14 protein-coding genes are annotated in these 23,797 nt (G+C 40.6%); 12 read left to right on the top strand and 2 right to left on the bottom strand.

Translation table 11 applies throughout. The annotated features are described in order from the left end of the window. Positions 1–112: 112 nt before the first annotated feature. The 5 genes from BUA60_RS17075 (at position 113) to BUA60_RS17095 (ending at position 7,554) form a co-directional block, all read left to right on the top strand. Positions 113–2,218: a bifunctional aldolase/short-chain dehydrogenase gene (locus BUA60_RS17075; protein WP_072863803.1), complete on the top strand. Its 2,106-nt coding sequence runs from the start codon at positions 113–115 to the stop codon at positions 2,216–2,218. Positions 2,219–2,304: 86 nt separating this feature from the next. Then, positions 2,305–3,585 carry a sugar isomerase gene (locus BUA60_RS17080; protein ID WP_072863805.1) on the top strand — a complete coding sequence of 427 codons (1,281 nt, stop codon included), beginning with the start codon at positions 2,305–2,307 and terminating at the stop codon, positions 3,583–3,585. Positions 3,586–3,594: 9 nt separating this feature from the next. Beyond that, a complete protein-coding gene (locus BUA60_RS17085; protein ID WP_072863807.1) occupies positions 3,595–4,968 on the top strand; it encodes an FGGY-family carbohydrate kinase in 1,374 nt (457 codons plus the stop codon). 2 nt (positions 4,969–4,970) lie between these two features. Beyond that, positions 4,971–6,116 (top strand): alpha-hydroxy acid oxidase, encoded by a 1,146-nt coding sequence (locus BUA60_RS17090; RefSeq protein ID WP_072863810.1) that lies wholly within the window; start codon positions 4,971–4,973, stop codon positions 6,114–6,116. A gap of 31 nt (positions 6,117–6,147) precedes the next feature. Further along, positions 6,148–7,554 (top strand): purine-cytosine permease family protein, encoded by a 1,407-nt coding sequence (locus BUA60_RS17095; RefSeq protein WP_072863812.1) that lies wholly within the window; start codon positions 6,148–6,150, stop codon positions 7,552–7,554. Positions 7,555–7,722: 168 nt separating this feature from the next. Here BUA60_RS17095 and BUA60_RS17100 read toward each other — a convergent pair whose 3' ends face one another. Further along, positions 7,723–8,445, bottom strand: a complete 723-nt coding sequence (locus BUA60_RS17100) for a head GIN domain-containing protein (RefSeq protein WP_072863814.1) — start codon at positions 8,443–8,445, stop codon at positions 7,723–7,725. A gap of 347 nt (positions 8,446–8,792) precedes the next feature. Between BUA60_RS17100 and BUA60_RS17105 the strand changes: the two genes are divergently transcribed. The 5 genes from BUA60_RS17105 (at position 8,793) to BUA60_RS17125 (ending at position 16,177) form a co-directional block, all read left to right on the top strand. Beyond that, a complete protein-coding gene (locus BUA60_RS17105) occupies positions 8,793–10,370 on the top strand; it encodes a sulfatase (RefSeq protein WP_084532646.1) in 1,578 nt (525 codons plus the stop codon). Positions 10,371–10,493: 123 nt separating this feature from the next. Then, positions 10,494–10,985 carry a YybH family protein gene (locus BUA60_RS17110; RefSeq protein WP_072863815.1) on the top strand — a complete coding sequence of 164 codons (492 nt, stop codon included), beginning with the start codon at positions 10,494–10,496 and terminating at the stop codon, positions 10,983–10,985. A 589-nt stretch (positions 10,986–11,574) separates the two neighbouring features. Further along, complete coding sequence (locus BUA60_RS17115) at positions 11,575–12,813, top strand: ROK family transcriptional regulator (protein WP_072863816.1); 1,239 nt, start codon at positions 11,575–11,577, stop codon at positions 12,811–12,813. Between the two features lie 68 nt (positions 12,814–12,881). Further along, complete coding sequence (locus tag BUA60_RS17120; protein ID WP_072863818.1) at positions 12,882–14,735, top strand: arylsulfatase; 1,854 nt, start codon at positions 12,882–12,884, stop codon at positions 14,733–14,735. Positions 14,736–14,773: 38 nt separating this feature from the next. Further along, a complete protein-coding gene (locus BUA60_RS17125; RefSeq protein ID WP_072864088.1) occupies positions 14,774–16,177 on the top strand; it encodes a sulfatase family protein in 1,404 nt (467 codons plus the stop codon). Between the two features lie 250 nt (positions 16,178–16,427). On the opposite strand, the gene BUA60_RS17130 is transcribed toward BUA60_RS17125, so the two are convergent. Then, on the bottom strand, positions 16,428–18,335 hold the full coding sequence (locus tag BUA60_RS17130) for a ThuA domain-containing protein (protein ID WP_072863820.1): 1,908 nt from the start codon (positions 18,333–18,335) through the stop codon (positions 16,428–16,430). Between the two features lie 768 nt (positions 18,336–19,103). Between BUA60_RS17130 and BUA60_RS17135 the strand changes: the two genes are divergently transcribed. Both BUA60_RS17135 and BUA60_RS17140 read left to right on the top strand, forming a co-directional pair. Beyond that, positions 19,104–22,148, top strand: a complete 3,045-nt coding sequence (locus BUA60_RS17135) for a M64 family metallopeptidase (RefSeq protein WP_084532647.1) — start codon at positions 19,104–19,106, stop codon at positions 22,146–22,148. A gap of 50 nt (positions 22,149–22,198) precedes the next feature. Beyond that, positions 22,199–23,776 carry a sulfatase family protein gene (locus BUA60_RS17140; protein ID WP_072863824.1) on the top strand — a complete coding sequence of 526 codons (1,578 nt, stop codon included), beginning with the start codon at positions 22,199–22,201 and terminating at the stop codon, positions 23,774–23,776. Positions 23,777–23,797 lie beyond the last annotated feature (21 nt).

Consider the following 23,797-nt stretch of genomic DNA (forward strand, 5'->3'; position numbering starts at 1 on the left):
CAGGAAGGTCGATAAAATTAAAAAAAATCACTGCTTGCAGTACAGTACAGGATGCATTCAGGAGAACTGTGCAATACTTTAGCAATCATAAAACTTTTGAAGCTATTAAATTATGAATCATTCCGTAAAGAATTTTAAATACGTTAATTATCTCTGGGAAGAGAGTAAGGCGGAAGCGCTGGGCGACGATCAGGTAGAACTGTTTCTTTATAGGTCCAATATTTTAGGGGCCGACCTTCGAATAACCAATTATGGTGGGGGCAATACCAGTTGTAAGACCGTTGAAAAGGATCCTTTGACCAATGAAGAGGTAGAGGTAATGTGGATCAAGGGTTCCGGTGGGGATATAGGTACCTTGAACAAAGCAGGTATCGCCGGATTATATACCGAACGATTGAGAAACTTGAAAAACGTATATGGAGGTCTTGCGGATGAGGACCGAATGGTAGGTCTTTTTGACCATTGTATTTACGATCTGGAAAGTAAGGCTCCGTCCATAGATACTCCCTTGCATGGCCTACTTCCCTTTAAACATATAGACCATTTGCATCCAGATGCCTTGATAGCGGTGGCTGCGGCCAAGGATAGTGAAAAGGTGACCAAGGAAATTTGGGGAGATACCATGGGCTGGGTACCTTGGCAAAGGCCAGGTTTTGATCTAGGCCTGCAATTGGAAAAATGTTTGAACGACAATCCCGGTATAAGGGGGATCGTTTTGGGGAGTCACGGACTTTTCACCTGGGGGGACACCTCTTATGAGTGCTATATGAACAGCTTGGAGGTCATAGAAATGGCTTCAGAGTATATAGCCAAAAAGATTAAGGAAAAAGGCAGCATATTTGGAGGACAAAAAGTTAAAAGCCTGCCCCAAAAGGAACGCGCTGAAAAAGCTTCCCAAATAATGCCATTGCTAAGGGGACTTTGTTCTTCCGAAAATAGAATGATAGGGCATTTTTCAGATAGTGATGTGGTCTTGGAGTATATCAATAGCAATGACTTGGAGCGCTTGGCACCAATGGGTACTTCCTGTCCCGATCATTTTCTAAGAACGAAAATACAGCCTTTGGTTTTAGATCTGGATCCCAAGGAAGATCTTGGTGATGCCAAAGCCGTGTTGAAAAAACTGGAACCGGCCTTTGAGGCTTACAGACAAGGCTACAAAGATTATTATGAGACCTGTAAAAGGGACAATAGCCCGGCCATGCGCGACCCTAATCCAGTGATCATCATATATCCAGGTATTGGGATGTTCAGTTTTGCAAAGAACAAGCAGACCACTAGGGTGGCAAGTGAGTTTTACATCAATGCCATCAATGTAATGAGGGGCGCCGAAGCCATTACCGAGTATACTTCTTTGCCGAGGCAAGAAGCTTTTGATATTGAATATTGGTTGCTAGAGGAGGCCAAATTGCAACGTATGCCCAAAGAACAGCCCTTATCCAGAAAAGTAGCATTGGTTACCGGAGCAGGTGGTGGTATAGGCAAGGCCATTGCAGATAAATTGGCAAAGGAAGGTGCCAATGTGGTATTGACAGATATAGCCGAAGATAGATTGAAGGAGGCTGTAGGTACCTATAAGTCGGATACTGCCAGTTATGCGGTTTGCGATGTTACCAAAAGTGAATCTATTGCCGAGGCTTATAAGAAAGCTTGTTTGGAGTTTGGCGGTGTGGATATTGTAGTGCATAGTGCAGGACTTGCCATTTCCAAGCCATTGGACGAGACCACCGAAAAGGATTGGGATATTTTGCAGAATGTTTTGGTAAAAGGACAGTTTGAACTTGCCAAACAGGCAGTTGCCATAATGCGCAAACAGGGTCTTGGAGGAGATTTTATAAGTATAGCCAGTAAGAACGGACTAGTTTCAGGCCCAAACAATGTGGGCTACGGTACCGCCAAGGCAGCACAACAACATATGGCCCGTTTATTGGCAGCCGAATTGGGCGGTGACAAGATCCGTGTCAACACAGTAAACCCGGACGGGGTTATAGTGGGAAGTAAGATTTGGGAAGGCGATTGGGCCGAAGGTAGGGCCAAGGCCTACGGAATTACTGTGGACGAATTGCCAGCACATTACGCCAAAAGAAATTTATTGAACGAGATTATTTATCCAGAGGATATTGCCAACGGTGTTTTTGCCTGTGTTGCCATCCTGGATAAGACTACCGGGAATATAATAAATGTGGATGGCGGTATGGCCAATGCATTTGTAAGATAGTTAGTAAATTAGTTAGAGTTAGTTTTTTTGAGACCTGTCGGGTATCGTACAAATTCCTGACAGGTCTAATTCTAATCGGGAATATAATGAGAATAGATAAAGAAAGAATACAGGAAAAGAACCAAAAGGATTTAAAATCGCACCAGGAAAAATTCGATTTTTTATCGAATGTCCTAGTGAAGGATGGTTGTAATGTCCATGATATTATCAATAAATTAGCGGAATTTCAAGTGGCAATTCCAAGTTGGGCCCTAGGCGCAGGAGGAACCAGGTTTGGGAGGTTCTCATTTCATGGGGAACCATCCACATTGGAGCAAAAAATAGATGATGTTGGTATTTTACATGCCCTGACCCAGACGGCGGGTGCCATTTCCCTGCATATTCCCTGGGATATACCACAGGATTATGAAGCCATAAAACAATTGGCCACTTCGCACAGTATTGTTTTTGACGCGGTAAACTCCAACACTTTTCAGGATCAAAAAGATGCCAAGGAAAGTTATAGATTCGGTTCGTTGAGCAATAGGGAGAAGGCGATAAGGCAACAGGCGGTTCAGCACAATTTGGATGTTATTGATATAGGCAACAAATTGGGGTCCAAAAGTCTTACGGTCTGGTTGGCCGATGGGTCCAATTTTCCGGGACAGAACAATTTTCAGAATGCCCTGCAAAATACCCAGGACAGTCTAAAGGATATCTATAGGGCCTTGCCGGAGGATTGGAAGTTGTTCATTGAATACAAACCTTATGAACCAAATTTTTACAGTACTGTAATCCAGGATTGGGGCACTTCTTTTATGTTGGCCAACGAATGTGGCGATAAGGCGTATACCTTGGTGGATTTGGGACATCATTTGCCCAATACCAATATAGAACAGATCGTTGCCACCCTGATGATGAAGGGTAAATTGGGCGGTTTTCACTTTAATGACAGTAAATACGGGGATGATGATATTACCGTAGGCAGTATTAAACCTTATGCCCTCTTTTTAATTTTTAACGAATTGGTCTACGGGATGAACAATAATCCCCAAAATCCATACCCGGCATGGATGATCGATGCCAGTCATAATATTAAAGACCCCATGGAGGATTTGATCCAATCCTTGGAAGCCATCCAGGAAGCATATGCCAAGGCATTGTTGATAGATCAGGACCAATTGAGAACGGCTCAAATGGAAAACGATGTAGTCCGCTGTCAGGAGATACTTCAGAATGCCTATCGTACAGATGTAAGACCATTGTTGCAGGAAGCAAGACGTAAGAGTGGTGGGGCACTTTCTCCCCTAAATGCCTATCGTTCACTTAAGGTGAGGGAAAATTTGATCAACGTAAGGGGCAAAAACAGTGTAGCTTCAGGATTATAACACAACCAAATGAAAAAGAAAGTAACGGCGGTATTTGATATAGGAAAGACCAATAAAAAATTCTTTCTTTTCGATAAGGATTTTCAGGAAGTGTATAGGGAATATACGCGTTTTGAAAATATTAAAGATGAGGATGGTTACCCAACAGAAGATCTTGAGCAATTAAAAATATGGTTAAAAGAGGTTTTTGACAGGATATTGGATGCCCAGGAGTATAACATTACTGCAATAAACTTTTCATCCTATGGTGCCAGCTTGGTGCATTTGGATGAAAATGATGATGTGGTAACACCACTTTATAATTATACCAAGGAGATTCCTCAGGAAATAATAGACTCATTTTATGAAAAATATGGCCCTAAATTGGATTTTGCATTGGCCACGGGTTCTCCAGTTACCGGACTTTTAAATTCGGGAATTCAATTGTACTGGCTAAAACATACAAAACCTGAAATCTTTAAAAGAATAAAGTACTCCTTACATTTGCCCCAATATTTAAGTTTTATCTTCACGGGTATCCCTGTAAGTGAACATACCAGCATTGGTTGCCATACGGCACTATGGGATTATACCAAAAAAGATTATCACGATTGGGTCTATAAAGAGGGTATTTATAAAATATTACCTAGGATCGTTTCTACCGAGACCAGTATCAATATGAACTATAACGGCAAGCGTATTAAGATAGGTGTCGGAATACATGATAGTTCGGCGGCATTGTTGCCCTATGTACGAAGTGTACGAAAAAAATTCATACTTGTTTCTACTGGAACATGGAGTATAACCATGAACCCATTTTCTGAGGAAGCACTAAAAGATTCGGATATTGATAAAAATTGTATCAATTATATGCGGATCAATGGTAAGGCAGTCAAAGCCTCAAGCTTGTTTCTTGGCAATGAATATAAGGAACAAGTCAAAACGCTTTCCGAACATTTTCAGGTTTCCAGCGAATACCATAAAACGATTCGGTTTAATCATGACATTTATCTTGAAATTATCAAAGATTTCGAATATATGTACCGATGGGTAAGTATTAGTGATGAAAGGATGGCAGAATCTACAATAATCCCTTACGATAACTATGAACACGCCTATCATCAATTAATGGTGGAACTTGTTCTACTGCAGGTGGAATGTATTAAAACAGTAAGTGGAAAGGATAACATTGAGAAATTATATATAGATGGGGGTTTTACGGATAATGACGTATACATTCAACTGATATCACACTATCTAAGAAATATGAAGCTAAGCACTACGGATTCCTCTTTGGGGTCCGCTCTGGGTGCGGCACTATGTATATCGGACGTAAGATTGAACTCCAAATTCCTTAGAAAGAACTACGCATTAAAGAAACATGTGCCCTTTATAATTCAATAATTATGACATCAGAAATAAGTTCACGGTTTCCGTCTATGGATGATTTACGGGAAAGAGCAAAAAATAGGGTTCCCCAATTTGCTTTTGAATATTTGGATGGAGGGTGTAATGAAGATGTCAGTATTATAAGAAATACGGCAGAAATAAGGGATGTGCAACTACAACCACGCTACCTTCGCAATTTTGGGGAAAGCAGTACGCGGACCAAAGTTTTGGGTATGGAATTTGATGCCCCCTTTGGGATTTCCCCAGTGGGCCTACAAGGATTAATGTGGCCCAATTCCCCTGAAATCTTGGCAAAGGCCGCACATAAGCACAACGTTCCCTTTATCTTGAGTACCGTTACAACTCTGAGTATTGAAAGGGCCAGTGAGCTTACCGAGGGGAAAGCTTGGTTTCAATTGTACAATCCCGTTGATGATACTTTACGAGATGATATAATTGATCGTGCAGAGGCCGCTGGATGTCCTGTGCTGGTGCTACTTTGCGATGTGCCTACTTTTGGATATAGGCCACGTGATATTCGCAACGGTCTGGCGTTGCCGCCAAAAATGTCGGTAAAAAATATTCTTCAGATTTTAGGAAAGCCTACATGGGCCTATAATACCCTTAAATACGGTCAACCTACTTTTCAGACCTTAAAACCATATACCCCAGAGGGACTCAATTTAAAACAGTTGGGGCAGTTTATGGACAAGACTTTTTCAGGTCGATTGAATGCCGAAAAAATTAAGCCCATCCGAGACAAATGGAAGGGTAAATTGGTGCTAAAAGGGGTGGCCTCCGAGCAGGATACCAAAGACGCCATAGATATGGGTTTTGATGGTATCATTGTATCAAACCACGGGGGAAGACAATTGGATGCTGCACAATCCACTATCAATTCGCTCAGGGAAATAACCCAGTACGGTGATCAAATTGAGATCATGATGGATAGTGGTCTTCGTTCCGGTCCCGATATAGCACGGGCCATGGCAAGTGGAGCCAAGTTTACTTTTATGGGACGCTCCTTTATGTACGGTGCCGCAGCCTTGGGGAACAAGGGCGGGGATCATACCATTGCCATGTTGAAGACCCAATTTAAGCAGGTCATGGACCAGCTTTGCTGTGAGCGAGTGGAGGATTTACCAAATCATCTGATAAAATAAAGACTAAATAATGACCAAATAAACCAGACTTATGAGCCAATTTAATATAGAAGAAGAAATAGAGGATATAGCAGGAGGAGAATTTGAACGCGTACCTGTACCCATATCCAAACTGAAAAGTTGGAAAAGTTTTCTTGGGATGTATGCAGGGGAACATGCGGCTGGAACCGAATTTGTAATTGGGCCTTTGTTCCTGACAACAGGGGTAAGTGCCTTCGATCTTATTGTAGGACTGCTGTTGGGGAACTTATTGGCTGTACTCAGTTGGCGTTTTCTGACCGCCGAAATTGCCGTGAAGTACAGGTTGACCTTGTACTACCAATTGGAAAAGATCTGTGGAAAGAGTTTGGTTACGGGTTATAATTTGGCCAATGGAGTGCTTTTCTGTTTTTTGGCAGGGTCCATGATTACGGTTTCTGCCACGGCGGTGGGGATACCCTTTAATATGGAAATGCCCAAGCTTACGGATACCATGCCCAATGGTATGACCTGGGTTATAATTGTTATTGCCCTTGGCGCGGTTATTTCATTGATAGCCTCCAAAGGCTATGACACCGTGTCCAAAGCGGCAAACTGGATGTCCCCCGTGATAGTATTGGCCTTTCTGGCTTGTGGTATTGTGGCCTTAAATCAGTTGGGGGTAGGTAGCCTATCGGAATTTTGGGATATATGGGGAGAAGGTTCCGATCCTTTCCCAGGACAGATTAAATATACCTTCTGGCATGTTGTTATTTGGTCTTGGTTCGCCAATGCGGCCATGCATGTGGGGATGTCCGATCTATCCGTATTCCGTTTTGCTAAAAAGGCAAGTAGTGGATGGACCACGGCTGCCGGAATGTATGTAGGACATTATATGGCTTGGATAGCGGCAGCGCTGTTATATGCCGTTTATTTAAAATCACCTGAAGCTCAGGGACTTCTTGCCAATGGTGAGGCACCTACGGTAGCACCGGGGCCATTGGCCAACAATGCCATAGGTGTCTTTGGGATAATTGCTGTGGTTTTGGCTGGATGGACAACTGCCAATCCAACTATATACAGGGCGGGACTGGCCTTTCAGGCCATAGTGCCCAAACTTTCCACTTTTTGGGTTACCATAATTGCTGGTACCTTGGCTACAGTAGCTGGACTTTTTCCAGCCTTTGCGATGAAATTACTTGGTTTTGTAGCTTTATACGGTTTTATTTTAGCGCCTTTTGGTGCCATTATCGTGTTCGAACATTTTTTCCATAAGCAGGCAGGAATCGTTAAGAATTATGCCGAAGTGGCCAATCTTAAATTTAATAAGGCCGTGTTTTTTGCATGGGCAATAAGCTTTGGACTGTTCTATTTTATATCGATTCAGTTCGATGTATTTCTGTCCTTTGTTACCTTACCGGCTTGGTTGCTTTGCGGTGTCCTGTTTTTAGTATTTAGTAAATGGATTCAAAAGAGTTGAAATCGTGCTATAAGGATTCCAAATAACTAGGGGAACATAGTCGAGGAATTGAATTATAAATTTAAATCTTCTTCTTAAGACGTTACCAAGAAGTTTGCTTGAAGTCCTGTTTGTATATAAAAAAATTATTGGCTAAGAGTGTTGTTTTACCTCTTAGCCAATAGTTTTTTATGGTTTCTTAATTATTTCGGAAGCTCCGGACAGTTTTATTTTGTTGATGACTGGACTTCCCTTATATCTCAATTTACTGGCACCTGAAGCATCGATGTCTATGGTTTCGGAAATTGAAAGATAGGCATCACTGGCCCCGGATAATCGTATATCCAATGCCTTCACCCGTAAATCGTAATTCTTTAGAGTGCTTGCCCCTGATAGTGAAACGTCCAGTTTGTCGACTTTTCCAAAGAGGTCAATATGGGCCGCTCCACCTGCTTCGAGTTGAAGCTGCTCCAGATCCAGCTCCCCTGTAAATTCTGAAGCCCCTGTTAATTCAATGGATACACGTGAGGACGCCAACTCGGATTCTAAGCTTACCTTGGAAGCACCGGATAAATCAAAATCGGTAATCCTTTTGGTAACAATGTAGGCATTCAGGGTTGGGTTACCCCTTATACTTGTATAGTTCCTTAACCTGATACCCAAGGTGCCATCCACCATTTCAACTACAATCTTATCATGTAGATTCTCGTTTGCCTCAATTTCTATCTTTTCTTCCGTATCCGAAAATTGGACATAAACGTTGAAGGCGTCCGAGACTTTTAAAGCGGAGTAACCGGTAATATTCACTTCCCTTGTGGTAATTTCTCCCCGAGCCCTAATTATTTCATGATCACAGGATAAAAAAAGACCACATATCATTATAAGACAAATGCCAATAGATTTTGTTTTCATTTAATAAAGATTTAATGATTAGATGTTTTAAAGACAAACCAATAATTAAAAGGTTGCATTTTTTCAACTCTTTATTTTTTTCTTATCAGTGAAAATCTGAACTATGGTTTTATTGTAATTGGATAAATATTGGAACACTTGTTTAAATATGCCATTCATTTGTTAAAATCATCTACTTCCTGTTGCGGGTGTTTGTTTACATTGGGAACAATTTTACTGACCCTAAAATGGGTCCATATATAATTCTTTATAACCCAAAAATATTCCACCTATTTGGTTATGGCTGATGGCATACTGGCCAAAGGAATTGAACCAAAACGGAGAATATTATTAATTAAATTTCTATAATGAACTGTACTCTATATAGCCCCTCGATTTTTTTTGGAAAAGCTTTTAAAATTAGCTTTTTCGCCTTCTTTCTATTGATTGCGGGCTGTAAGAATGATAAAAAAGGGAAGGAAAAGGAATTGGTAGCCCATCCCAATGTACTGTTTATTTCCCTGGATGACATGAACGATTGGATACAGCCGCTAGCCGGCAGTTCCCAGACCCTAACCCCCAATCTCGACAAATTCGCCGAGAACTCTGTGAATTTCACAAAAAATTACTGCCCTAGCCCTGGTTGTAACCCTTCAAGATCGGCCGTACTTACAGGAGTACACACTTATAATTCTGGCATGTATTCCAATTATCAGGATTGGAGGAAGGTTCCCAAACTTTCCAATACACTTACCTTGGGTCAGCATTTTAAGAATAACGGCTATCGCACGGTAGGGGCCGGGAAGATATTCCACTATCAGCAAGTGGATACGCTGGGGTGGGATGATTACTATCCGTCTATAAAAAAGCCCATGCCCGATGATCCTTTTCCGGAGAAAACGCCGGTGAATATGAAGCCCTTTGAACATATGTACAGCATGTTCGATTGGAGCGGACTTTCTGTTGATGATAAGGATATGGGCGATTATAAGACCGTAGATTTTATTTCGGAACAGTTGGGTAAGGAGCAGGATAAGCCTTTCTTTTTCGCTGCAGGGATCTATAGACCGCACCTTCCTTGGTATGTGCCCCAAAAGTATTATGATATGTTCCCCCTGGATGAGATAGAATTGCCCAACCTTATGGAAGGGGATACCACAGATTTGGGTCCCTTTGCAAAGGAGTTGATTTCCCGGGGAGGAAATTATCACAAGCATGTAACTGAGGCGGACCAATGGAAAAAGGCCATCCAAGGTTACCTGGCCTCTGTTGCCTTTTCAGATGCCATGGTAGGGCGACTTTTGGAAGCCTTGGAACAAAGTCCATATGCGGACAACACCATAGTAGTGCTGTGGTCTGATCACGGCTGGCAATTGGGTGAAAAAAACCACTGGCGAAAGTTTGCTTTGTGGGAAAACGTAATTCGTTCGGTCCTGATGATAAAGGTGCCCGAACATCTTGAAAAGATGCCAAACGGATCAAAGAATGGTGTGGCCACTTCCAATCTTACCTCCCTTATGGATATTTATCCTACCCTGGTGGATCTTTGTAACCTGCCTGATAAGGAGGATATGGATGGGGTGAGCCTAAGGCCAATTCTTCAAGATCCGGAAAAGGAGGTAAAAAGACCCATAATCACTACCTATGATTACGGTAGTTATTCCGTACGTTACCAAAATTGGCATTTAATAGATTATATAGACGGGTACAGTGAACTTTATAATCTTGAAAATGATCCGGAAGAATGGTATAATTTGGATAAGGTGGATAGTCTACTGGCAGTAAAGTCCAAGTTGAGATCTTTTATCCCTGCCGATCCTGTTGCTTTTCCAGAGAGTTCTTTGATCCCGCTTGGGGAACACCACATACCGCCTATCAGGTCCAAGGAACATTATGAAAGTACCGAGAGGAAACAGAGGATGGAAAGATTTAATGGATCGAAGTAAGTGTTCCAAAAAGGTTTCTTTGGACTTGTTGGGTTTATTTACAAAATGCGAACTATATTGTGTTCATTGATTTGAAAAATAAGTATTGGAATATTTTAGAACAGAAAAATAAAAGAAAAATATATGGAAATCAGGGGGGTAATAAAGGTGTTGTTCATAGGTTTATTGTTCAGTTGTAATGTTTTTGCGCAGGACAGAATAACCGAACTCAATGCCTATTGGAATGTAGTTAAGGAAAAAGTGGAAGCAGGTGATGTTGCCGGATATGGGGCAACATTCCATGAGGATGGGATTTTGGTCTCGGATAGGGGCAAGGTCTGTTATCCTCTAAAAGAGGCTTTGGAAAAATGGAAGGATGGACTTGAAAAAACAAACAAAGGTTTAATCAAGGTAAATTTGGATTTTCGATTTTCAGAACGGACCGGGGACAATACCACTGCTTTTGAAAGGGGCATTTTTAGGCATGATTTACTGGATGAAAATGGTGAACGTGCGGAAAGGTTTATCCATTTCGATGCACTTTTGATAAAAAAGGACGGAAAATGGCTGATAATGCTCGAGCACCAAAAATTACCTGCAACCAAGGAAGAATGGCAGGGCATGGCCAAAATGTGATAATGGATTGATTTCAAAGAATAATATTCCTATCGAAGAAACAATTAACAAGAAATGTAATTTTGCTTTAGGGACCAGAGACTTCATTTTCACAATTTATTAGTGAAATTCAATTTTGAGAAGTCAGTAAGACGCACTGAAAATTGCAAGTTGAACTAATCCCGCCTTTTTCGGCGGGATCTAGGTTCAATACCTCGACCCTAGGGTCGATTCCTAAGATTGGGTTCAGGGCCTGCCTTTGTCGGTAGACAGGCTTGCCCTGAGGTGTAATACCTTTTATTGTCAATGTAAAGGCATTGGGATGTAGTGGTTACCTTGCTGGGGACAACCGATTTTAAGCACTTTAATTATCAATTTCTTCTTTTGCCGTCCAAATTTTATTTCAGTCAACTTTTTAATATATATATTATAAGTTTGTTGCATTAATGAAAATATCCACACATTAGGTTATTTAGGGGTTAAATTAAATTTAACTAGCGCGTATATTGTTTTTACTATTTAAAATCGATATAATCTTTAAAAAATCATAATTGAAAAACCAATTATGAAAGGTATTTTAATATCTTTGGTTTAGATAATCTTCAATGGAATGAAAAAAGAATATGCAAAAATGGATGCAGCCTCTTTGCATCTTGCCAACAAAAAAGTCGTTTTAAAGCTTATTAAACACAATAGTCAGATAAGTCGCTCTGCCCTAGCCAAGGAGTCTGGGCTAACCCCTCCGTCCATAACCCGTATAGTAGATGAGTTGATAAACGTGGACGGCTTGGTTGAAAGTCTGGGAGTGGGTAATTCCAGTGGAGGTAGGCCTCCCATGATTGTCAAGTTTAAGAATGAAAACAATTATATAATAGGTATAGATTTGGGTGCCACCTATATCAGGGGGTGCATGGTTGATCTTAATGCAAATTTTATTTCCGAGATACAGGTTCCTACCGAATTGGAAAAGGGATTTACCAGTATTGTTGATAAGGTGATCAAGATGATCCATAAGCTTCAAAGCAGGAAAGAAGCCTCTGCCAAAATATGGGGAGTTGGGATTGGAGTTGCTGGATTGGTGAACAGTAAAACTGGAATAATTGAATCTTCTCCAGATTTCGGTTGGACAAACATTGATTTAAGGAAAGAGTTGGAAAATCATTTGGATTTGCCATTTTTCTATGATAATTCCACGCGTTTAATGGCTTTGGGCGAGTTGAAAATGGGGGCAAAGGAAAATCAGAAGAATTTTGCGGTGATAAATATTGGATATGGAATTGCTTCCGGGCTTGTTGTTGAAGGGAATCTTTTAAAAGGTTTTTCCGGATTCGCCGGTGAGTTTGGACACATTCCCGTAGATACGGATAGTGATGTTCAGTGTAAATGTGGTATGTATGGTTGTCTTGAGGCGTTGGCTTCAGGTCATAGGATAGCTTCGTTGGGTAAACAGGCCCTTGCCGAAAATAGGTCGGAAATATTGAAGGAACTTTGCATGGGGAATGCAGAGCTTATTACGGCAGAGTTGGTAGCGAGGGCGGCTAAAAAAGGAGATCCTGCATCCATGAAGATATATGATGATGTGGCCGAGTATCTATGTAAGGGTATAGGCACTATTGCAAATTTATTAAATCCGGAAACAGTTTATATCGGAGGAGGTATTTCCTTAAACGGGGATTTGCTCTTTGATTTGATTGATCAAAAAAGGGATAAGTATTTGTTGGCAGGTAATGCAAGGGTAAATATTCAACCTTCAACCTTTGGGGATCAGGCTACATCCATTGGTGCGGTTTCGGTGGTCTTAAATAAAATTTTGAACTTGGAGCTGTCTGGCAATATGGTTGAAATTTAACACAGAACTTATACTTGTGCAACTTCTTGTTTTATTGTGCTGCAGGCACATAAACGATTAAAATGTAAATGACGAAATTCAAATATATTCTTACAGTTCTGGCATTTGGCCAGGTTCTAATTGGTTGTAAGGAGGAAGCTAAAACTGACGTCCCCAAAACCGAAGCTAAGAAACCCAATGTAATACTAATTATGACCGATGACCAGGGGTATGGTGACTTGGGGTCTCTGGGCAGTCCTTATGTGAAGACTCCTAACCTGGATAAATTCCATAATGAAAGTGTGCGATTTACCGATTTTCATGTAGACCCTTCCTGTTCTCCTACCAGATCGGCCCTGTTGACTGGCAATTATTCTGCTAGGGCAGGGGTATGGCATACAATAGGAGGTAGGTCTTTGTTAAAAGAAGGTATGGTCACCATGGCCGATGTATTCAGTGATAATGGGTATAAGACAGCTGTCTTCGGAAAATGGCATCTGGGCGAGAATTATCCCTTTAGGCCAAATGATCGCGGCTTTCAGGAAGCTGTGGTGCACGGAGGTGGTGGTATCGGTCAATCTCCGGATTTTTGGGGCAATGACTATTATGACGATACCTACAAACACAACGGTAAATTTCAGAAATATGATGGCTATTGTAACACGGTATGGTTTACAGAGGCTATTGATTATATAGAGAAAAATAAAGACGAGCCATTTTTTTGCTACATACCTACCAATTTGCCACATGCCCCTTTAAATGTTGATGAAAAATATGTAGAGCCGTTTAAGGGCAAAGTTTCGGAGCGTTTGGCAAAATACTACGGGATGGTAGAGAAAATAGATGAAGATGTTGCTACTTTATTTCGCAAGGTTGCCGAGCTGGGACTGGATGAGAATACCATAATCATTTTTATGACAGATAATGGTCCATGCCCATGGTTTGGAGGGGTTGAGATGGATTTTGAAACCGGTTTTGTGGAGGAAGGATATACTGCAGGAATGCGAGGGGCTAAAATATGGGGTTACGAGAATGCGCATCGGGTTCCGTTTTTTATTCGTTGGCCCAGTGCAGGGATTCAGGGCGGAAAGGACATAGATGCACTTTCGGCACATATAGACGTATTGCCTACACTGATAGAGTTATGCGGATTAAAAGGAGCGGATAGTTTAAAATTTGACGGTAGAAGTCTTAAGCCTCTTTTAAACGGTAAGATGAATCAGTGGGAAGACGATAGAACAATATTTGTCCATAATCAACGTGTGGAATATCCAGTAAAGGATAAAGAATATCAGGTGATAACCAAAGATTGGAGATTGGTAAATAGGGAGGAAAAGGAATTGTACAACATTAAACAAGATGGGGGACAAAAGGTAAATGTGGTGGAAGAAAACCCCGAAGTGGTGGAAGAACTTTACAAAAGATATGAGGATTGGTGGCAGGATGTTTCTGTAGGTTTTGATCAATATGCAACTATGTATGTAGGGTCTGAACATGAAAACCCGGTAACCCTTTATTCGCATGATGCTCATACCAGGAAGGGCGAAAAAATATGGACGGTAAACGTAGCTCGAGATGGCAGGTACGAGGTGGCCGTAAACAGGTGGCCCAATGAGTCGGGTAAAAGTATTGGGGAGAATGGCAAAGGAGATTTGGTAGATAGGATAGTAAGTGCTTCGCTAAAGGTAGGTAACATTGAACAAACGGTACAGGTGGATGGAGAAATGAACTCTGCCAAGTTTGTTGTGGATCTAAAAGCAGGGGTTACCTGCTTTCAGTCGGCCTTTAGATTTAAGGGGAACGATAAGGTTAGTGGAGCAGGCTTTGTTTATGTTGATTATTTAGGTGATGGAGACGCCCAAAAAATAAATGAATATGTACCCTCGGTTCCCGATGAGGTTCTGCGGAAAGGGTATGAGCAGAAAGTAGTGCTTTTTGATTAAAATGAATGTTTAAAATGATTGGAATTTATTATAATAGAATGAAGGATTTATTAAAAGTAGTTGCCGTAGTCTTGCTATTGGTATTTGTGTCGGCCTGTAAGGATGGGGTGCAGAAACAGGAAGAAGTTGTAGGGAAAAAACCTAATATTATTTTTATACTTACCGATGATCAGCGGTGGGACGCCCTTGGATTTGCTGGAAATTCAATAATAAAGACTCCCAATATGGATGAATTGGCCCGTACTGGCCTCTATTTTAAAAATGCCTTTGTAACCACGCCTATCTGCGCCGCTAGTAGAGCTACTATTCTTACTGGTTTATATGAGAGGACCCACGATTTCAATTTCGGGAAACCAAAATTGAACAATGGGTATATGCATGATAGTTATCCCTATTTGCTCAAAAAGGCAGGTTACAGGACCGGACTTATAGGTAAGTTTGGTGTAAAGGTCAATGAGGGTATAGAGGATTCCATTTTCGACACCAGTATCAAGACCTTTTGGCCGTATCTGAAAATGGTAGATGGTAAGGAGAAACATTTGGCAGATATCAACGGGGATCACGCAATCGATTTTATTAAAAGCGATAAGGATAAACCTTTTTGCCTGTCTTTGTCCTTCTGGTCGCCACATGCCGATGACGGTGCGGAAGAACAATATTTCTGGCCAAAATATGCGGATAGTTTGTACCTGAACAATGAAATTCCTACACCTGGAACTGCAGATCCTGCTTTTTTTGAGGCCTTGCCCGAATTTATGAAACATTCCATGAATCGGAAAAGATGGTACTGGCGATATGATACCCCTGAGAAGTTTCAGCGAATGGTCAAGGGTTATTATAGGATGATCAGTACCGTAGATAGTGTTGTAGGTAGGATAAGGGCCACTCTGGAAGAGGAAGGTTTGGCAGACAATACGGTCATAGTATTTATGGGTGATAACGGTTACTATTTGGGTGAACGTGGCTTTGCTGGAAAATGGTTGATGCACGAACAGTCGCTTCGCGTACCCCTAATGATCTATGATCCAAGACAATCCGAATCTGAAAGAGGGAAAACATTTGAAGAGATGGTTTTAAATCTGGATATTGCACCTACAATATTGGATTTGGCCGGAGTGGAAATTCCTAAAACCTATCAAGGGGAAAGTCTTACTCACTTTTATGATGGTGATTCTAAAAATTGGCGATCCTCTGCCTTTTTTGAGCATCAGAGGGAAGGGGAGACCTTGCTTCCCAAGACCGAGTGTTATAGGGATGATACTTGGAAGTATATCAGGTATGAAGCTAATCCGGAATTTATAGAGCTCTACAATCTAAAAGAAGATGTAAACGAGGTCAACAATTTGGCCTATGAGGAGAAATATAAGGATTTGGTAGATCTCTATTCCAAGAAATGTGATTCTGCTGTAGGCAAATTATTGAAACAGCGTAGAATTGATTAGCAACACTATCCTATGTATTATGTAATAGGAAAATGATATGGGTTGGACTTTTATCTAAAGTCTGACCCTTTTTTGGTGCCCGCTGGACCAGGCGGGAGTAGCTTGCAAGGAACTGATTTAGTAAAATGACCTGTTCCTAATAGCTGCGGACCACTTTACGGGACTCCTTTGTGATTAAATAATTATCGAGAACACTTTTTTGGGATCTTTTTGTTTACATATTTTGGTGGCTGCTCTTTTTTATAAAAGTTTAATCCAGTAATGCTGGTCTTAAAACGGTACTTTCAGAAGTTGGAAAATCTGGATCAACATAATTATCTACCACATTCCCGCTTAACCATTGTAAAGCCCTTACCATGGATTGTTGAAATGCGGCACAACGCATATTTGGCGGCCATATTTGATTTTCCCACAAATGGCCATAGGTAGAACAATAAACCTTGCCTTTTCCAAAATTAACTGTCCATTCCATTGGGAAGTTTAACTCCGTTTTTGGGTCTTTGGCATACGATAAAACTTCTAGGTTTTCGGTAGTGCCCCTTCCATAACGGTAAATCTCCACATCGGCAGCTAACCAAGATTTTGGCATGCCAATATGAATGGGATGACCAATTATTCGCGTTACCAAAGCATCTGTTCGTGCACCATGCCCAGTGTTTTCACCTTCTCCTTTTGGAATTATCTCCAGTTCTTCTTTGTCGTTAATGGTTACGGCTTCACCAAAATCCTTATTTCGCCATCCCAAAGCCAGCATTTTATTATATGCGGGCCATTCTTTAAAGGCGTTGGTAGCGCCGTGGTACATGTAAACCCCACCTCCTTCTGCCACATATTTTTCAAAAGCTTGCTTTACATGATCGGGCCATTGCAAACTATCTTCTTTAAAAATATTATTGCAGGTCTGTATCACAACAGGATAGGAATTAAAATCAGGATTCCAGTTTTCCCAGTCCGATTCGTTTTCCTCTTGATTGGGGCATGTACTTACCGATACTGTGAATTTTCCTGTAGATTCAAGTATTTTCTGTAAATATTCAGTGTTCAACTTCCAATTATGATTGCTAAAACCATCAATAATCAATACGGGTATTTTCTTTGGTTCAGTAATATCACTAACCTTTTCAATCTTTATATCGTCATACAAAATTCCACCACCAACTTTTAATGCCGTTGAAAACAACGATAGTGTTATTTCTCCATCGGATGGGGCTATAAAATCGTGGGTTATCCTTTCCCAACGGGGTGCTTTTGCCAATTTGTCCCTGTTTAATCTTAAAACCAATTCATCATCGATAAAGATTTCACCTGTGAGGGGATCTTGTTGATCCCATGATTGATGACGGGAATATAATGCGGACAAACGATATCTATCCCCTGGTGATAGGTGGGTAATGGTTTGTGCTATACCGCCTGGCCCATGACCGCCCAAATCAATTACCCATTTTCCACTCGGGGAACCAAAGCGGTCAATGGCAATAAGATCTATGTTCTCTTGCATGATCAGCCACCCTGGAAGCTGGTCTCCATATAAATGTGGATTTCCACTTTCGCTAATCACTTTCATTTCAAAACCACCATTTGCCAAATGATCATTTACCGGGGGTGATATGGGTGGTCCCTTTTCTATTCTAAGGTTGTCGATTACCAATCCCATGTCCCCTTTTGTGGTGGAAACAAATTCAATAGTGGCCGTTCCTTTGGCTGTTGACTTAAAGCCAAAGCCAATGCCGCCAATATAATTAGGTGCGGGCGATAGGTTTCGGACTGTTGCAACTGTTATTCCGTTAATGATAACATTGGCGGTGGCCAACAGGGTTTGATCATCGCGCTGTCTCCCTTTTTGGTCGGCATATTCAAATTTTAAGGTATAATCAGCAGATTTTTCAAGCCCTTTTATGGTCTGTTCAATACTCCCGGGCTGGTTTCCATTTAAATCCAGTACTTGGTTTCCTTCTACTGCAGAAAATACTTTACCTGTTATTATTTCGACATTGCCGCTGCTGATGTTCCAACCTTTAAGTTTTTTTACTATCTCACTCGTTCCGGTAATTTGATCTTTTTCAAAAGAGGCATTTTTTATTTGGGCCTTTACTATTGATACATTACAGCATAAAATTGAAGCTATAATGACAAATTTCTTATAGATATTATTTCTCATAGTTATTATTATTGTTATCCTCTTTCAATCAAATGTAAGTATTGTGCATTGTCTCCTTAAAAATATACATTACCTATAATACCTGCACTATTTTAAATAAAGTATTAAAACTTTTTTCTCTTTGTAGGACTTCTCGTCGTCCCGATTATAGGACTCTGTTGAAGTGACCAAAAGTCCTACCCTTGCCAGCGGCAGGCTAGACTTCCGCTAAAAGACGGGACAGGACCTCCAATGGGAGAACAAATTCTGTCTTATAAATCATCACTTGCCACCAAGAAAATTTCCATTTTCAAATTGATTCATTAATCCATTGTCGCATTTCCACATCAATTAACCTATTGTCTCTATAGCCATTTCTCAATAATTGTTGGGATTCGCTCTGGAAATTGCAACATAAAGTAACTTATTAAAGATTGTATAATAATTACATGTACATTCTAATTTTTTCATAAATATCAATCAAATTATTATGTTTTTACAATAGGAGCCTATAATTGAGTTCTTTATTTTTGCACCTTATTATTGATTTTATTGACCATTATTATTGGAATTTTGTTTAAATAGTATAGATATCGGTTAATTTTGAGCTTATTAGTGCAGTTTTCAACTATTAACTTTGCAAAATCTAATTATTCACATAAGTATTAAAAATAAGTTTATTAACTTTTTTTTTAAATAAATAGAATTGTAAGAGAGTCATTCTACTATTAGCCTAGCGAATTTTTAATCTAGGATAAAGAAGGATAATTAGAGTAAAGTTCCCTGTTTATGAAAAAATGTTTAGCGTTTGTTTGTTTTTTCTTTATGCTGATTTTTCAAGGCTACTCCCAAAAAGGAGGAGCGGCCTATGAAAAGTGGACGGAAGCTCAAATAGACGGGTTTTTGGAAAAGTCGGAATTAATCCCAATTCAAATAACTGGTGATAAGGATAACAGGATCAATATCGTTATAGTAAACCAGTGGACCTCTAAGGACGAGCAACCTTATAATTCCCCTGATATGAGGGGTGAATTTGTGAAGGATATAGAGGAATCCTTGGTGGCAGCACTTACCTATGGGGATGAAAGGGCACAGACGGCATATTCCCATTATAGGGAGTTTTTTAATGTTTATGGCTTGTGGATGCCCGATACTCCCGAGTGGAAAAAGGGAATTGATTTAGAGGCCATGGATGCTATGCGTGAAAAGTTATTCTTACCATGGGCGAACGAACATAGAGGCTGGGTAACTTTTCTTATAATGCCCAATAGGGAAAATGGTGGTGGTGGAGCCGCTCGTAATTTAGAGAAACGGGTAGGCAATGCAGTTATTGCGGGGAACGGAATAGGGAAAATGTTGCATGAAATTTCCCATACGTGCATGAGTATTGGAGATGAATATACTACGGGTGCTACAGGTACCAGTGCTTTTCCTACTTATTCTGCTGACTTGGAATATGAGAGGGATAAAATCAAATGGAGAAAATGGATAGAGCCTACCACTCCCTTGCCTACGCCTTATGAGGAAGAGTATTTGGATAAAATAGGTGCCTTTGAGGGAAATCAATATCACTTGGTTGATTACTATAGGTCTACCGCCCAGGGATGTATAATGGGGGCAGGGGTATTTGATAATACCGAGGAAATGTGTCCAGTGTGCAACCAAAGGGTTTCAATGAGGGTGTACGATTTGGTAGATATTATAAAAAGCACTACCCCGGAAAATAAATCCATTGAAATAAATGGAAGTAAAAAGATTCGTTTTTCGGTAGATCACATTGTTCCGGAACCCAATACCCAAGTAGTAAGATGGTTTCTGAACGGAAAGATGATTGCATCAGGTTTAGATGAGCTGGAAGTTGAATTTGGAGACATTGCAAAATATGAATTGATCTGTTCCATTACCGATGAAACACCCAATATTGGGCCCGATCCTCCTTTTGCCCAGTTCCCCAAGGTAGAGGTGCAATGGAATGTACTGAATACGGCACCAAAATCCAATGCCAAGCCGTTAGCGGTTAAAACCAACTTTGAGAAAGTAGATAAACAATCGGGGCTTTTTAAGGTAATGCCGGTTGTTTCGGGGGGAGTGCCTCCCTATACCTATGAATGGTCCAATGGAAGCACCTCGGAAACTTTGGAAGAGGTTGGAGTGGGCATTTATGACCTTGTCGTAATGGATAGTGAATTTAGAACCCAGAAAGCACGGGCTTCTATCTATGAAAGTAGTTTGGGGAGTTTTGGTTCGGCTAAAAAATCCAGGAAAAGCAAAAAAAGCAAATCCACAATTGTTGTTGATGCAGATGTAAAAGCCTCAGAAATTAATAAGGATAACGGGGCAATAGCATTGAGTTTTACTGGTGGTCGGGCACCTTATACGGTGCAATGGAAAAATGCAGAATATGAATATGGAAATTATTTGGTCTATGAACCGGAAAATGCAACTATAGTGCTTCCGGAACATCAAATTAAAACATTTTTCAGTGCCAGTAACAATTCCTATTTGGATTGCAAAGGGCATGAAGGTTCTGTTTCTTGGGATGTAGAGGTGGCCAATAGCGGTTTTTATCCCATTGATGTAATCTATGCCGGTATCAACTTAAAAGGGTCGGATGCCCAGATTTCTATCAATGGAAAAATAGAAGCAAAGACCATGCACTTTAATCAGACAAGGCCATTATATACTGGTTGGGATGTAGCAACTATGCAGGTATACCTTAAAGAAGGTGCAGATAAGGTTGCAATTGTTTCCAGCGGACAATCCATTCCCAATATAAATCATATAAGGGTGCCTACTAGTGTCAAAGCAAGAACTGTCATACAGAACCAAAGAATCAATCTTTCTCCAGGGGATTATAGCTATGTTGTAAGTGATGGGGGCGAAAATAAAATAGAGGGGACCATATCTGTTCCAGAAGTATATCCTTTTGAAATTGACAACTTGAAGTTTGAGAATAGGGATGGGACCGTGGCAGTTGTGGATCCACTTCCGGGATACACCTATAAGTGGTACGCTCAGAATGCCAAAACTACAAAAGGTGAGTCTTATGAAACGCCTTTGGCCATTGGCAATTCCTTCGTACCAGAGGGACCTGGGAATTATTATGTGGCGGCACAGAATAATTTGTCAAGGGCGGAAAGCAGTAATAGGATTGGTTTTGGGGTAGATGACTTGGCCAATAAAAGACCTATTGCCATAGATCCTTCAGAATTAGGATATGAAAGTATAAAAATGTGGTTCGATGCCAGTGATATTGATGGCAATGGAAAGGAAGATGATTTTGTTACACCACGTGGTCCCGTGGTTAAGTGGAAGGATAAGGTACGCAGAAGTCCAAACGAGTTGTTTATGAAATATGAGCCCAATCAATTGAACGGGAAAGGTGTTGCTGCCTTCGATCATGTTTGGGTGTCCATAATGCCAAAAGAGGTAAAGGATTATCAGACGGTTATTATGGTGTACAGGGAAAGTAGTATGTCTTTTCCAGGTACAAGTCTCTTTAGAGGTTCCAATGGTTGGATGGGGAAAAGCAAGGAATCTGGGAAGGCCATTTTTGCCAGGGATAATGTTGATGCCTTAACCAAGAATGGCAAGGTTTTCTTGAACGGAACTCAAATAGATCCGTTCACTACACCAAATCCCATGGAGTTCTGTATTCTAACAGTGCAATTGGAATCCAAATCGGATTCCGGATTGGCTAGGACAGAAGGACTTTGGGAAGGTTCCTTGGCAGAGATGATACTTTTGGATAGGGAGTTGGAAGAATGGGAAAGAAAAGGTGTTGAAGAATACCTTAGAAGAAAATGGTTTTCAACGGTGGATTTGGAGTTTTAACAGTTCGCCGAAATTAAAGATACAAATTATATAACATTTAAATTTTCTACATGTCAAACAGAAAATCACCTTTTGCTTTATTTCATATTTGTTTAATCCTGATCGGTTTAATTCTGATAGTTAGTTTTTCGTCCTGTAAGGAGGAGAAGGTAGCCATACCGAACAAAAAACCGAACATTATTTACATTATGACGGATGATCATGGCTATCAGGCTATGAGTGCATATAACGGAGGGTTAAACGAAACCCCGAATATTGATAGAATTGCAAACGACGGAGTGAAGTTTACTAGGAGTTTTGTTACCAATTCTATTTGCTCCCCGAGTAGGGCCGTTATGTTGACAGGTAAATTTTCACATTTAAACGGGCAGCAGATCAATAGTCAAAAATTTGATGGTAGTCAAATGACTTTTCCCAAGTTATTGCAAAAAGAAGGTTATCAAACCGCTATGATCGGAAAATGGCATTTGGGAAGTGATCCAACGGGTTTTGATTATTGGAACATTTTGCCCGGACAGGGAGATTATTATAACCCGGATTTCAATGAAATGGGAGAAAAATCTAGGGTAGAAGGCTATGTAACCGGGCTTATTACCAAGTTTAGTTTGGATTGGCTGAAAAATAGGGATCAGGAAAAGCCCTTTGCCATGTTAATGCACCATAAGGCCCCTCACAGATGTTGGATGCCCGATACCACTTATTTGGAAAAATACAACGATGTTAAGTTTCCTCTCCCCGACAATTTTTATGATGATTACGAGAATAGGACGGCAGCAGCTAGCCAGAAGATGCACATAAAGGATTTCTGTCCGGTGAACGATCTTAAAATGTACGATAAGGAAGGGGAGATAGACGGGCCTCTTCGTAAATATTTTGAAGTACAGATCAATCGTATGAATCCAGAACAACGTGCGGCATGGGATAAGGCATATGATAAGGAAATCGAATATTTTAAGAAAGCCAACCTTAGTGGAAAGGAACTGATGGAATGGAGGTATCAAAGATATCTTGAGGATTACTTAAGATGTATTGCCTCTGTAGATGATAGCGTTGGAGAGATATTGGATTATTTGGAAGAAAATGGTTTGGCGGAAAACACCTTGGTAGTCTACACCTCCGATCAAGGATTTTATTTGGGAGAGCACGGCTGGTTCGATAAAAGATTTATGTATGAAGAATCTTTCCGTACCCCCTTGTTAATGCAATTGCCATCCAGGTTCAAAAAGGGAACCGTAGACCAATTGGTTCAAAATATAGATTACGCACCTACATTTTTGGAATTGGCAGGTGTGGAAGTGCCAGAGGAAATGCAAGGGGAATCTTTGTTGCCAATTTTGGAAGGTAAAGAGATTCCAAAATGGAGAGAGGCGTTGTATTACCATTACTACGAATACCCTGGCCCGCATTCCGTGAAAAGACATTATGGGGTAAGGACAGATAGGTATAAGTTGATTCACTTTTATAACAATATAGACCAATGGGAGCTATATGACCTAAAGGAGGATCCCACAGAGATGCATAATTTATATGGAGAAGAAGGGTATGCTGAAATAACCGAGGATCTTCATGCGAAATTGGAAGGACTAAGGGAGCAATATAAGGATACCGTTGCTCTGGAGACAAATTAATATGATGATAAGAGGGAGGGC

Origin of the sequence: Arenibacter palladensis (assembly GCF_900129275.1) — a bacterium.
Lineage (GTDB): Bacteria > Bacteroidota > Bacteroidia > Flavobacteriales > Flavobacteriaceae > Arenibacter > Arenibacter palladensis.

Coding starts and splice junctions, on each gene's coding strand:
- BUA60_RS17075 (WP_072863803.1), top strand. CDS start 113: ATGAATCATTCCGTAAAGAATTTTAAATACGTTAATTATCTCTGGGAA.
- BUA60_RS17080 (WP_072863805.1), top strand. CDS start 2,305: ATGAGAATAGATAAAGAAAGAATACAGGAAAAGAACCAAAAGGATTTA.
- BUA60_RS17085 (WP_072863807.1), top strand. CDS start 3,595: ATGAAAAAGAAAGTAACGGCGGTATTTGATATAGGAAAGACCAATAAA.
- BUA60_RS17090 (WP_072863810.1), top strand. CDS start 4,971: ATGACATCAGAAATAAGTTCACGGTTTCCGTCTATGGATGATTTACGG.
- BUA60_RS17095 (WP_072863812.1), top strand. CDS start 6,148: ATGAGCCAATTTAATATAGAAGAAGAAATAGAGGATATAGCAGGAGGA.
- BUA60_RS17100 (WP_072863814.1), bottom strand. CDS start 8,445: ATGAAAACAAAATCTATTGGCATTTGTCTTATAATGATATGTGGTCTT.
- BUA60_RS17105 (WP_084532646.1), top strand. CDS start 8,793: ATGAACTGTACTCTATATAGCCCCTCGATTTTTTTTGGAAAAGCTTTT.
- BUA60_RS17110 (WP_072863815.1), top strand. CDS start 10,494: ATGGAAATCAGGGGGGTAATAAAGGTGTTGTTCATAGGTTTATTGTTC.
- BUA60_RS17115 (WP_072863816.1), top strand. CDS start 11,575: ATGAAAAAAGAATATGCAAAAATGGATGCAGCCTCTTTGCATCTTGCC.
- BUA60_RS17120 (WP_072863818.1), top strand. CDS start 12,882: ATGACGAAATTCAAATATATTCTTACAGTTCTGGCATTTGGCCAGGTT.
- BUA60_RS17125 (WP_072864088.1), top strand. CDS start 14,774: ATGAAGGATTTATTAAAAGTAGTTGCCGTAGTCTTGCTATTGGTATTT.
- BUA60_RS17130 (WP_072863820.1), bottom strand. CDS start 18,335: ATGAGAAATAATATCTATAAGAAATTTGTCATTATAGCTTCAATTTTA.
- BUA60_RS17135 (WP_084532647.1), top strand. CDS start 19,104: ATGAAAAAATGTTTAGCGTTTGTTTGTTTTTTCTTTATGCTGATTTTT.
- BUA60_RS17140 (WP_072863824.1), top strand. CDS start 22,199: ATGTCAAACAGAAAATCACCTTTTGCTTTATTTCATATTTGTTTAATC.